This is a genomic window from Saccharicrinis fermentans DSM 9555 = JCM 21142, assembly GCF_000517085.1.
Lineage (GTDB): Bacteria > Bacteroidota > Bacteroidia > Bacteroidales > Marinilabiliaceae > Saccharicrinis > Saccharicrinis fermentans.
Genome location: NZ_KI912107.1, coordinates 1,839,709 through 1,852,860 on the forward strand (window position 1 = coordinate 1,839,709; position 13,152 = coordinate 1,852,860).

8 protein-coding genes are annotated in these 13,152 nt (G+C 38.1%); all 8 read right to left on the reverse strand.

Going from position 1 to position 13,152, the window contains the following annotated elements:
• Nucleotides 1-2: 2 nt before the first annotated feature.
• Entirely contained in the window at nucleotides 3-887 is an 885-nt protein-coding gene (locus CYTFE_RS0107370; protein ID WP_044212132.1) for an alpha/beta hydrolase, read from the reverse strand.
• Nucleotides 888-912: 25 nt separating this feature from the next.
• Nucleotides 913-2,493 (reverse strand): sulfatase-like hydrolase/transferase, encoded by a 1,581-nt coding sequence (locus CYTFE_RS25480; RefSeq protein WP_044212130.1) that lies wholly within the window; start codon nucleotides 2,491-2,493, stop codon nucleotides 913-915.
• Between the two features lie 109 nt (nucleotides 2,494-2,602).
• Nucleotides 2,603-4,408 carry an arylsulfatase gene (locus tag CYTFE_RS0107380; RefSeq protein ID WP_052343061.1) on the reverse strand — a complete coding sequence of 602 codons (1,806 nt, stop codon included), beginning with the start codon at nucleotides 4,406-4,408 and terminating at the stop codon, nucleotides 2,603-2,605.
• 223 nt (nucleotides 4,409-4,631) lie between these two features.
• Nucleotides 4,632-6,080 (reverse strand): sulfatase family protein, encoded by a 1,449-nt coding sequence (locus tag CYTFE_RS0107385; protein WP_027471290.1) that lies wholly within the window; start codon nucleotides 6,078-6,080, stop codon nucleotides 4,632-4,634.
• Nucleotides 6,081-6,404: 324 nt separating this feature from the next.
• The gene (locus CYTFE_RS0107390; RefSeq protein WP_152541666.1) at nucleotides 6,405-7,073 is read right to left on the reverse strand and encodes a hypothetical protein; all 669 of its coding nucleotides are present in this window, start codon (nucleotides 7,071-7,073) and stop codon (nucleotides 6,405-6,407) included.
• 86 nt (nucleotides 7,074-7,159) lie between these two features.
• Complete coding sequence (locus CYTFE_RS0107395) at nucleotides 7,160-8,629, reverse strand: sulfatase-like hydrolase/transferase (RefSeq protein WP_027471292.1); 1,470 nt, start codon at nucleotides 8,627-8,629, stop codon at nucleotides 7,160-7,162.
• A 345-nt stretch (nucleotides 8,630-8,974) separates the two neighbouring features.
• A complete protein-coding gene (locus CYTFE_RS25485) occupies nucleotides 8,975-11,362 on the reverse strand; it encodes a glycoside hydrolase family 95 protein (protein ID WP_052343062.1) in 2,388 nt (795 codons plus the stop codon).
• Between the two features lie 80 nt (nucleotides 11,363-11,442).
• Nucleotides 11,443-13,149 (reverse strand): RagB/SusD family nutrient uptake outer membrane protein, encoded by a 1,707-nt coding sequence (locus CYTFE_RS0107405; RefSeq protein ID WP_027471293.1) that lies wholly within the window; start codon nucleotides 13,147-13,149, stop codon nucleotides 11,443-11,445.
• Nucleotides 13,150-13,152 lie beyond the last annotated feature (3 nt).

Consider the following 13,152-nt stretch of genomic DNA (forward strand, 5'->3'; position numbering starts at 1 on the left):
CATTACAAGGTAGGTTCACCTTTCAAAAACTTCAAGGATTTCAAAAACAGGTCACTTTGATATACTGTTTTCGTATAAAATTCTCCATTATGTTTTGTATTATTAAAGAACCCATGTCCCACTCCATCATATAAAAACAAGTCGCAACGGCTTCCTACCTCTTTCATTTTATTTTGATATTTTTCCACAATACTAACTGGAATTAAATGATCCTTCTTCCCAAGAAATATAATGGTAGGAGGTGCATTCTTTCTGATATTATGTGCTGGTGATATTTCTTTCCACCGCTCCCCCATTCGCTCATAGCAAAAACCATCCGGACCATTATCTGAAACAGGATTAAATAATACCAAGGCATTTGCCTTTGAGCTAATACTTAAATCCTCTTCAGGCTCATCCAGTCCGGGGCAGTTACCACAAGCTGCAGCAAGATGACCTCCGGCAGAACCTCCTGAAGCAGCAATTTTTTTAGGGTTAATATTTAGCACCTTCGCATTCTTACGTAAAAAGCGAATGGCCGACTTAGCATCCGCAACAGATTCATAAGGAGTGGTCTTATGTCGGCTTTTCACACGATAATCAGCCAGCACGGTGATCATACCACGAGAAGCAAAGTATTCTGCCTGTGGTTTAAACTGGTCAATAGATCCTCCATTCCAGCCTCCACCAAAAAAGAACACCATGGTTGGGTATTTTCGATGCTTATTAAACCCGGCTGGATACCTGAATGTTAAATCCAAACTAACTGTATCTACCGTCTTATAGGTTAGTTTAAAAGGCCTATCTCTATCGATATTTGCTAATTGATCACTTACATCCTGAGCTTGAACAGCAACAGAAATAAATACAAATATGAATGCGGCCCATAAAATTAATTTCCTTGTCATTATCAGTACATATATAAAGGTAAAACTACCATTTCACCCAGTTAATTTGACTCCAATTTTCTTTTACAAATTGTTGAGGTTCACCTTCTGTAGATCTCCCCTCTTTAATAATTTCTGTTATTCTTTGTTTTAACTTTTTAACCACATCAGGATATTGAAAATACAAATTTGTTGTTTCGCCAGGATCGTTTTCAATATCATAAAGTTCATACAATGCCTCACCTGGCTTTGGTTCAATAAGTTTAGGTTCTAAGGAACCTCCAGAACCTCTCAGCATATTTAACTTCCATTTTCCCTGACGAATGGCCAAATGTCCTGTAAAAGAATGATGAATAACAGCTCTATTGGCATTATAATCCTTATCATTATGCTTCATTAGTGGGTACAAGCTATAACTATCCTCCGCCGCATTATCAGGAATAACAGCTCCCACGATATCGGCTATTGTAGCCAAATAATCCGACTGACAAACAGGCATATGTACTTGACTACCTGCCTTAATTACCTTAGGCCATCTCATCAAAAAAGGCACCCGGTGACCACCTTCGTAGATATCGCGTTTACCTCCTTTAAAGTTCATACAGCTAAAATGCTGAAAAGTATCGCGTTGATACACATAATTAGATTCAGCCCCATTATCAGATGAAAATATTACCAAGGTATTCTCTTCCAATCCATTTTTCTGCAAGGCATCCAACACTTGACCCACTCTATAATCCGTTTCTTCCATAAAGTCTCCATAATTACCACAGTTGCTCCGCCCCTGAAAATCAGGATGAGTACAATGCGGTAAATGAGGACTTGTAAGTGGCAGATACAAAAAGAATGGCTTACCTTTTTGTGCCTCTTGAGCAGATTTATTAATATACGCCACCGCCTTTTCTGCCAGTGTTTCCAACACCAATTCATCATTAAAAGAAGGGGCTACTTCCACATGCCCTTTTGCGATTTCTTTTTTATAAGGTGGGGTCATACGGTAGGTACGTGGTGTTACATCCATCTTTTTTTTTGTATATAAAACAGGAGGATCCAGTACACGATCATTTTCCAGGTAGGTCAATATGCCAAAATTCATAGATGCAGCTATACCAAAATAGTAATCAAAACCATGTTCTACAGGACCTTCGCGAAAAGGCAGGCTCCAGTTTCTACCTTTACCCTTTTCTCCTTCAAACTGCATTTGCAGATGCCATTTACCCACCATTGCGGTATTATAACCTTTCTCTTTAAGCATGGAGGCAATAGTCATCCGATCCTTTTCAATTAAACAAGGCCCATCTGCAAGCAGCACCCCTTTTTTCAACGAAGTTCTCCAACTATATCTACCTGTCAACAATGTATACCTTGAAGGAGAACATACCGCATCACTGCTATGTCCATCTGTAAAAACAAGTCCTTCATTGGCTATCTTATCAATATTGGGAGTTTTAAATTTGGCATTGGGATTCAATGCACTTACATCGCCATAACCTTGGTCATCGGTATAAATAATAACGATATTAGGCTTTTGTGATGATACCGTCTCTTTATTATTATTTGCACAACTGGTATTTGTCCCAACAACAATAATGAGACATATACCTAAAAGCAACTTATATATTTTCATATGATTATAATTTGTTTTTCAGTTGCCATATGGAACTCACCGGATAATCATCCCCCTGTGTGAGAGATTACTCTCATGGCTCGTTTCATACGGCTGATGAATAATTCAACTATGGTTTCTCAATTTCCACATAGTAAGCACCTAACTCTTCACTATTACCCAAGGTAAACCATGTTTGTAATTGCGTTTCACCTTTTTTAAGTTCAAGCTTAAACGCAACATATTCATTTTCAGGATTTACTTCACTCGACATTTCCTGTCCCTGAATTTTAATACGAGCACTTTGAATATCCAGGGCTTTTCCTTCATTACTTGCCGTTACAGTTGTTCCTTCCAAAGCTGGAATAACAGGAGCTTTCGCATTTAAGGCCAGACCAGTTTCCTGAGGCCAACGACGTAACTTAAAGGTATACACTCCAGCCTCATCAACACGCACTCTCCAAAAACCATTATTTATATATCCAGCCCGAATATGTCTTTGCGCCCATGGAGTAAACTCGGGATTTGAATGCCAATCATGACAACGCAAAGTAGTTGGATTTTCAGCCTCATTACCTATGATAAAATATGGTTTTTCTTTAAAAGTAGGAGATATCTCAGACCACCATTTTTCGTAAGCAGTTTTATAAGCTTTCACTTTCTCCGGATATTTATCTGCTACATTGACTCTTTGTTCCGGATCGGTACTTAGATCATATAATTCCGTACCCTCAACCAATCGCCACTTCTTGTGCATTAAAGCTGTTCTTTTCCAAGGTTCCGGATCAGTAGAAAACTGTGTATTCACAAACACAATTCGATCATCAAAACCTTCTTTGTTCCCATTCATCAATGGCACCAGGCTTTTTCCGTCGAATTGAAGATCTTTTTTAAGTTTCAAGCCACACAAATCAACCAAAGTTGGAAAAATATCATAATGAGCCGTTAAGGCATCAATATCCTTTCCTACATTTATTTGACCATCTTTCCAGTGGATAAAAAACGGTACACGGTGTCCACCCTCGTACATACTGGCTTTGATACCACGCATACCATCATTATTTCCTTTAACCACAAAACCATCCAAACGGTGACCTTCCACTTTAGCACCGGCCGCTGTACCATTATCAGCTGTAAATATCAATATGGTATTATCCATTAAACCAGTGTTTTCAAGATAATTAACTAACTTTCCGATATTCTCATCAATATTAGCAACCATACCATAAAAGGCTGCATTGGGTATATTTTCATTGTCGCGGTAAGGATCAGCATATTTGTCGGCCACCCAATAAGGCGAGTGTGCAGCATTGGTAGCTAAATAACAAAAGAAAGGCACATCCTTTTTAGAAGCAATAAACTTCTTGGCATTTTCAAACCACACATCCGTACAATAACCTTCATATTGCTCAAGTTTGCCATTATGCATATACTTGTCGTCAAAGTAATTATTATACCAATAATCCATTGTTTGTCCTACACCTCCACCGTTGTGCACTACAACTTCGTCAAAACCATTGTCTTCTGGACGAAAAGGATAATTATCACCCAGGTGCCATTTTCCAAAGGCTCCGGTACTATATCCATTTTCTTTGAACACCTCCGCCATGGTTGTTTCCTTTTCAAGGAGTAAAGAACGTCCTTTTATTGTAAAAAACACACCTGTACGATAGTTATGGTGTCCTGTCATCAGAGCAGCTCTGGTAGGCGCACAAGTAGGACTTACATGATAATCGGTCAGCCTCGTACTATTTGCATGCAGCGCATCAATATTCGGTGTTTGTATCCATTTGTTTCCCAGGGCGCCAATGTCACCATATCCCACATCATCAACCATAATGAGAATAACATTAGGTTTTTCCATCTCTTTTTCATTGCATGCAACAAATAAAAACGAGAGTAATGAAATTGTGACTATAAACGATGCTTTCATCATATTGCTATTAATATTTAATTATTTACAATACAAAAGTAATTTGCCAGCTGTATTGATAATAGCGAGATCATCCAAAGTAATACTCCACATGTTGCATATTGCTGGAGATGGACAAATAGAATAGATGAAAAGCTCAGATAAGTTTTTGTGATCCCGCTATTTTTTCAAACAATATTGACAAAGCTTCTCCGTCAAAACTAATTTTCGTTATTATACCTTAAAACTATTCTTCCTTTCGTACCCAGACAAAACTCTCGTCCAACAATTTACGATATTCATCCTCAAACTGTGCTTTCAAGCGTTCAAAAACCTCGGGATACTGCGTAAGCACATTCTCACTTTCTTCCCAATCGTTTTTCATATTATAAAGCTCAAAATCAACCATATGCGCTTCCTTCACCAGTTTTTCATTCCCCTTGTAAATATTATTCAATCGTGGAATATAGCTGGTGTCATTCTTTAATTTGCATAAAATTTTCCAATCGCCAGAGCGCATAGCCACCTGCTGTTCATTTAAAGCATTATAAAAAGCCCATATTAATGGCTTTGTTCTTTTTTGCTCCCCCGTTTTAATGAGTGGTACGATAGATTCGCCATCTAATATTCTATTGGGTAGTTCTGCTCCACTCAATTGGGCAAAGGTGGGTAATAGATCAAGAGAAGAAATAACTGCATCACTGGAGCCTTTATAAGTTTTTTGTCCCATCCAATATAATATACCCGGCACACGAAATCCTGCTTCATTAGTCCACAGTTTCATTCCTTTTAAATCACCTGGTGATCCATAAGATCTCTTGGCCTTGGCATACCTATTCAAGGTTTCCGGTCCATTATCCGATGTAAAAAAGATAAGCGTATTTTCATCACAACCACTATCTTTTAAATATTGAATCAATCGTCCCACAGCCTTATCCATGTTAGCTACATTGGCAAAGTACAGTGCTTGGTTCTCATTTTCTGACTTAGGCAGATAACTATCGACCATATCCTTTGGCGAAGCGATAGGTTCATGAGGTTCATGAAAACAAACCTGCAAGTAAAAAGGCTTATTCTTTTGTTTATTCTTCAACCAATGAATGGCTTCATCTACTACCAGTTGACAACTAAATCCTTTCAGCACCCCTACTTTCTCTCCATTTCGCACAAAATTATTGGGGTTTTCATGACTCGGTGCTGCATTATTATGCGTAGAAAACCAATAGTCGAAACCAAAATAATCAGGTTTAGGTTGTTGATCACTATTAAACCTGGAACTACAATGCCATTTACCAGATAGACAGGTTGTGTAACCAACGGATTTCAGCATAGCAGGAATTGTTTTTTCATGCTCTTGCAAATGAACCATGTCTCTACAATCCTCACTCTTCTTAACCCCAGGTATAAAATCATAAATACCCGCCTTATTAGGACTTCTTCCTGTCAGCAATCCTGCTCGAGAAGGTGAACAGACTGGCGCGGCAGAATAACAGTTGGTAAATTTTATACCATCATTGGCCATTTGATCAAGGTTAGGCGTTTTTATAACCGGATGTCCAAAACTTGACAAATCTCCATAGCCTAAATCATCACATAAAATAACAACTATATTGGGTTGAGAAGCATTTTCTGAGCTACAAGACCCAAATAACATACTAAAAACCAAAACAGTAATAGATAAAAAATAACATTTCATAATTATAATTTTAAGATGTTAAAATTGTTTAATCTGAAGAACCAATAAAATGTTTAATTTCATTTATTTTATATCTATTTTAAACATTCAGATAGAAACATATTCTCCACACCAAAAAAAAACGAACCAATAATGGTTCGTTTTAACCCGGATGCTACAATAGTTTTCCTAGTAGCTGCAAAAAATCTACTTTTTCTGTCTTAGATAAGAAAACTTCAAATGCAAGGCTTCTAATATTTTTGAAACCAAGGTGTTTACTGATTGTAAATGACTGTTTCAAAAATAAGAATAACGCAGTATTGGCAGTCTTCTTGCAAAGACTACCTACTGTATAATTACCATATTTCTTACTAAACAAGCCGCATACTCTCCTGCCGTACCTCTAAGACGTAAGGCAATATGTCCTCCTCCATAGGCTTTTTCATCTGTTGTCTCCAGTATTTTTTCACCATCTACCTTCAACCACAAATCATTTTTTTTACGTCCTATCTCAATAGAATAAAAAACACCCGGAAGCATAACATTCTTATCATATGAAACAAGCGCAGGATCCTCCCCTTTCGCTACCGGATACTTTCGGATAAACGGTGTAAAATTATGAGGTCCATTTCTAAAAGCATAAAAATAGCTTTCTACATCTTCAATCCACAATTTCATAGAGCCATCATACCCTTCAGGAATACGTAAGCCTGCATCTTTCCCAAGATTAGAAGCCGACAAAATGGCCACTAAAACAGATGCGGGCGTTAAAGTCATTACATCATATCTCACCACCACATCGTCACCATAGCTCTTTGGACTAACAATCATGACCCCATTACTTTCTTTCGCCTCTTTCATAAAAAACATATTGTGACTTTCCACCAACTTGGTACCTTGCCCGTAGAATGGCCAATTATATAAGTCCTCTGGCGTTAGCTCTTGTCTTTGCGCTTGAATGCGAAAAGGCATCAAGCTAAGCAATAAGAAGAATACAAAAAATTTTGTGTTCATAATTTTACAATTATACTTATTTACAACAATATTGGATAAAACCCTCTTAACAAATACTAAATCATTAAAAATTTCACTCCTTAAGATCAGTACATCTTTATCTCTTTTTGATCCCACAATCTATAAGGATCCTCATATCTGATCATCTGATCCAGAAGTGCTTTTTCCATTTCTTTTAGTTTATCAGCATATCTAGGATCTTCAGCCAAATCGGTTTGCATTGCTTCTGTTTTACCATGCTCAGGAAGAAATTCATAAGGATTCTTTGCCAGATTGAAGAGTTGTGTTTCACGAACAGCCCCGTTCATCATATCATACTTTATCAATTTCCAATCTCCTTTCACTACAGAACGCATACCTGGCTTTGTTCCTCCGCAATAGACTCCATACATGATATCCCGAATACTATTTGTTTTTCCCTCCAAAATAGGTTTAAAACTTCTACCTTCCACAGTCTCTGGAATTTCAACACCTGCTAAATCACATAAGGTAGGCAATACATCCAGCAAATATATATTACCTTCCACCCTTGTTCCTGCTTTAATTCCAGGACCATTCACGATAAAGGGAACTCTCCAACAATGTTCATATAGATTCTGCTTTCCCATTAGCCCATGACGACCAATTGCAATACCATGATCCGCAGTATAAATAACATAAGTATTATCCAATTCGCCCATGGCTTCGAGTCTTTTCAAAACCTTACCAATCTGTATATCAATATTCTCAGAACAAGCAAACTCCCGTCCTTGTTCGTTACGTATGGTCTGCACATCCCTATTTTTCCACACCCCACTTACGCGTTCCTCATCTCTCAAATTAGGATGACCATGAAAAAAAGGATGTGCAGGCAAATAATTAAGAGGCAGGTTCGGTTGCTTAGGATTTGCAGGAGGCAGTGTTGTTTTGTCTATATGATTGACAGCTCCGTATTTCTCAAGCAATTCAGGTGTTCCATTACGAACATCATGAGGATGAGAAAACCCAAAATAAATAAAAAAAGGATCCGATTCCTGGGTCTTTTCCCTCGTGTCCAGATACTCCAACACCTGCTTTGCATGCCAGGCACTACCCGTTTCTTCCGTACCTCCTCGTTTGGTTTTGTCTTTTACAACTGTAAATTGCCTGTTGGCTCCTGGATAAGAATTTCCTTTTTTACAAGTACGCATGGTTTTATACCCTGCACGATTAAAAACTGCACCGATCGTCATCGTATCAATGGGGTGTGGATCTACTTGCTTTTGAAATTCAGCACTTGGTGGCAAATGCCATACCGTACGTCCACTCATAATCATATGACGTGAAGGCGTACATACCGCACCGTTCATAGACCCCATATTACGAGCATTTTCAAAAACCATTCCCCCTTGAGCCAGCTTATCAATGTTGGGAGTTTCCAAAATTGAATTCGAATTATACATCTTCAAATCAAACGCAGATTGATCATCTACTAAAACAAAAAGAAAATTAGGTTTCTTTTTTTTCTCTTTTGCACATCCATAGAATAATGCAACAGAAAATAGTAGGAATAAAAAAGGTCTTAAAATAGTTTTCATATGTTTATAATTTGTTTTTTTAAGATCATATAGAACTCGCCAGAATTAATCATACCCTGTGTGGGAAACTTTTCTCATGGCTCGTTTCATTTAGCGATGTAATATTGACATCTTTCACATCCTGTGTGCTCAATAAAATCACAACGACAAATAACAATCAAAGATAACAAGGTATTCCAAACAACAATCGGCAAAACTTCCATCAAAACAGAATATATGTTGCATATTTAGGTAAAAAAAATACATAATTCTTCATTCTATATCATTTATTTACTTCAATATCAAAGCATAAATATTACTTACCTCATCAATAAAACTTAGCACCTTTTCAAAATTATAATTTGGTTACAACTCCGACCAACACATCTTTTCTCCGGGTTTAAGACGAATCATTTCACCTTGTTTACCCTGAACTGTCAAACGAAAACTTACTTCTTTATCCGCCCTTATAACAACCTCTGCAAGCTTTCCTTCGCTCCATGCTATATCAACTTCCAGTCCACCACGTGCTCGCAACCCTTTCACCGAACCATTTACCCATACAGAGGGAAGAGCAGGTAAGAGATGAACTTCTTTGTTATGGCTTTGTAAAAGCATTTCAGCCATTCCTGCAGTAGCTCCAAAATTAGCATCTATTTGAAACTTACTACTATTCAATAAATTAGGTGTAAATTCAGGTATTACATAATGAGTCAGGCTATTCAAAGCTCTCTGCCCACTACCCAAACGAGCCCACAATGAGATCCTCCAAGCACCAGGCCATCCTCCATGGTTACCTCGGTGTAATAATGAAATTCTAGCAGCATCAAACAAGGCAGGCGTATCATATCTATTAATCTGACAACTCGGAAACAAACCGTAAAGATGAGACACATGACTGTGAGGATCTTTCGGGTTATCCCAATCTTCTTGCCATTCCTGAAGCTGACCATATTGTCCAATTTTCATAGGCTGTAAACGAGCACGCATTCTAGCCACTTTTGCACTAAAATCATCATCCACATTTAAAATTTTAGATGCAGCTATACAATGATCAAACAAGTCTCTCAGAATTTGAATATCGATAGTAGGTCCTGCACACAAGGAAGTACCATTCCTACCAATACTAAGACCATCCTTTGTTGTACCGCCATGACTATGTTCGGGCGAAAGCGATGGAGAAGTTATCAAATAACCATTTTTATTTTCGACCAAAACATCCTGAAAAAACGCAACGGCTCCCTTCATTATAGGGTATGATTTTTCCAGCGATAAAGTATCACAGGAATAGAGAAAGTGCTCCCATAGATGTTGGCAAAGCCAAGCACCTCCCATGGGCCACATTCCCCACTGCGCACCATCGACTGGTGCTGTTCCTCTCCAAATATCTGTATTATGATGTGCAACCCAACCACCGGCATTATAATGAACCTTTGCCGTATTTCGCCCAGGCTGTTGCAATTCTTCTACCATGCGCAATAATGGTTCGTGCAGCTCACTCAAGTTACATACCTCCGCCACCCAATAATTCATTTCAATATTGATATTAATAGTATATTTACTAGACCAGGGTGGAGTTATCTTATCATTCCAAATACCCTGTAAATTTAAAGGTTGTGTACCTGGTCTGGAGCCAGCAATCATCAAATACCTACCGTATTGAAATACTTGTTCAGTTAAAAGCGGATCAAAATTCCCCATGGCAACCTTTTTAATACGCTCATCAGTAGGCATGTTATTAAAGGTTGACTTTCCTCCCAAATCAATACTCACACGATCAAAAAGCTCACTATAATCAGTAATATGTCTTTGCATTAACTGTCTAAATGTTTTTTGATGTAACCCAACCATATAGTCATCTATCCTTCTCTCTGGATCAGCACTCAAATCTTGATAGTTTACATAATTAGTGGCCGCCACAAAAACAACCGTCACAGCATCTGCACCTCTTACAGACAAGTAATCGTCATGAGCAAGAATATTACCTCCCTCAGCTACTACTTTTGCCTGTGCAGCATACTTGGTTCCCTCTCCTTCCCAAGCTCCAGTAAGCCCTACCCCCTTCCGCGATCCAAGCTGACCTTTCATGACTATCCCATTATCACGTGCGACAATGGATGTATTCTTATGAGGACTTAGCATAGACATATCAAAGGTAAGCAAGCCTGGTTTATCACATTCAAGTCGCACCACGATGGCCTGATCGGGATACGAAGCAAAAATCCTACGTGTAAAACGAGCATCTCCTATGCGAAAGCTGACCGTACTCACCGCATCTTGTAAATTGAGTTCACGTTGATAATCAAAGAAAATACTGTCATATGAAAATTTAAAAAAAAGATCACAAAAGGGCTGATAGGCCATTTGGTGAAGGGGTATTCCCATCATTTTTTGAGCAATAGTCTCTGCATCCGCATATTTAGCCTGCTCCAGAAGCTCTCGTGTTTTCGAAAGATATCCATATGCATTCGGATTATCATAACAGTGGGGACCTCCGGCCCATAAGGTTTCTTCATTTAACTGTAAATGTTCTTGTTCAACCCCTCCATAAATCATTGCTCCCAGGCGACCATTCCCTATAGGCAAGGCTTCATTCCAAATACTTGCAGGCTTTGCATACCATAGTGTTAGATTTTTTGAAACTTCTACTATTTTTTGTTCTTCGTGTTTTTGTTTTTTATCAGTGCACGAAAACAGCAAAACTAAAAATAAGAGCAACGTTAATTTTATAATAAAAAAAAGTACATTTTTCATCTATCAATGCATTTTAATGTTTAAATAAAGAATAGGCCACTGAAAAATCAGTGGCCTATTCTTTAAAATTATACTATTAACTAATAACCGGGCGTTTGTGTAATACTTCCATTTGTTTTTAAAATCTCTGAAGTCTCAATAGGAATAAAATACAACTTATCATCCCACATTCTATCAAACAACATCACAGGTTCGTAACTCAATTGCTCCGTATTCACATCTTTAATAACATCCATTCCGTACAGGTCTACCTCTTCGGTATATGGTGCAATCATCCATCTTCGAACATCAAAATACCTATGTTCTTCAAAAGCCAACTCAATCCTTCTTTCGTTATATAACCTTGTTCGAAGTTCTTCCCCTACTATTATATCCGGTATTGGTGGCATATTAACGGTCGGCCTGGCTCTAACCAAATTTATATAATCCCTACACACATCCTCATCTCCAAGTTCAAACATCGCTTCTGCATAATTGAGGTATATCTCCGCTAATCTAAAAAAATGAAATGGGGAGGTAAAAGGAGTTTCCCATGTTAATTCACTTTGGATATCAAGGCCGGGCATAAATTTTCGCAATGTATAATTACTTCGAGGATTATCTCCACTTTCCTTGTAAGAATCATACCCCCAAGATGTTCCGTCAGATGCCACCCATTTTTCAAGCGTTACTCCCCGAAATTCAGTTCCATTAAAATTGATGGATTGATAAAACCGAGGATCACGATTTAAGTATGGTTTTTGTGGATCGTAGCCAGAAGCTGGATTCACAGTCGTATTAACATGATTTACTTTAACATAAGCAGGCTCTCCATTGATCATATCATAATCATCTACAAGATTTTGAGACACACCTCCAGCACCACCCCAACCACCATAGGCGCCCCACCGACGACCAAGCATGTACATTGGCTGAGAATGATAATTAGACGTGGTATAGTTTCTTCCCCAAATTATTTCATTATTGACAGAACCACTAGGAGCATTAAATAGAGAAGTATAATCAGGATGAAGTGAAAAATATCCATCATCTATCAAATCTAAAGCAGCATCAGCAGCCTTTTGCCACTTTGTTAGATCATTGTCTTCATTAAAAAGAGGCGAAGCCATATACAAGTACATGCGAGAAAGAATAGCCTTTGCCGCAGATTGGCTAACCCTCCCAAAATTACTATCATCTGCATAAATAGTTTCGGGCAGGTAAGGCATGGCCTCTTCCAAGTCTTTTTCGATGTAAGCCACGCACTCATCTATCGTATTACGAGAAAGATTAAATTCACTATCCAGGTCATAGGCTTCTGTTACAATAGGTACACCTCCAAATCTAACAATAAGTCTGAAATACATATAGGCGCGAATTACTTTAGCTTCTGCAACTAAAACAGCCCTTTCATCGTCATCCAATGCAACGTCACTTTCCATTTTCTCCAGAAATATAATAATTTCTCGGACCAAGCTATAATCTCTACGCCAAGTATATACACTCCCTCCCCCTCTGAACTCAGCTCTATCACTCACATTATCGGAATTAAGAGTTGCATTTAAAATTGGTCCAGGATAACGAGAAGTATTATTAAAACACATTTCATCTGTTGCTTTTGCCATCATATTAGGTCCCTTTGCATCCTGAATTCCAGCATACAATTCATTATGATAAGCTCTTATTAAATTTACATCTACCCATACTGCGTTTTCAGCGATACGATCTTGCGGTTCCAGGTCTAAGTTAGTATCACTACAAGAAAACAGCGAAATAATTGCTATAAAGCTTATTAATATTTTTCTCATCAC

What these genes read in the sequence shown, in the direction of transcription:
- CYTFE_RS0107370 (WP_044212132.1), bottom strand. Translation starts at nt 887, where the DNA reads ATGACAAGGAAATTAATTTTATGGGCCGCATTCATATTTGTATTTATT.
- CYTFE_RS25480 (WP_044212130.1), bottom strand. Translation starts at nt 2,493, where the DNA reads ATGAAAATATATAAGTTGCTTTTAGGTATATGTCTCATTATTGTTGTT.
- CYTFE_RS0107380 (WP_052343061.1), bottom strand. Translation starts at nt 4,408, where the DNA reads ATGATGAAAGCATCGTTTATAGTCACAATTTCATTACTCTCGTTTTTA.
- CYTFE_RS0107385 (WP_027471290.1), bottom strand. Translation starts at nt 6,080, where the DNA reads ATGAAATGTTATTTTTTATCTATTACTGTTTTGGTTTTTAGTATGTTA.
- CYTFE_RS0107390 (WP_152541666.1), bottom strand. Translation starts at nt 7,073, where the DNA reads ATGAACACAAAATTTTTTGTATTCTTCTTATTGCTTAGCTTGATGCCT.
- CYTFE_RS0107395 (WP_027471292.1), bottom strand. Translation starts at nt 8,629, where the DNA reads ATGAAAACTATTTTAAGACCTTTTTTATTCCTACTATTTTCTGTTGCA.
- CYTFE_RS25485 (WP_052343062.1), bottom strand. Translation starts at nt 11,362, where the DNA reads ATGAAAAATGTACTTTTTTTTATTATAAAATTAACGTTGCTCTTATTT.
- CYTFE_RS0107405 (WP_027471293.1), bottom strand. Translation starts at nt 13,149, where the DNA reads ATGAGAAAAATATTAATAAGCTTTATAGCAATTATTTCGCTGTTTTCT.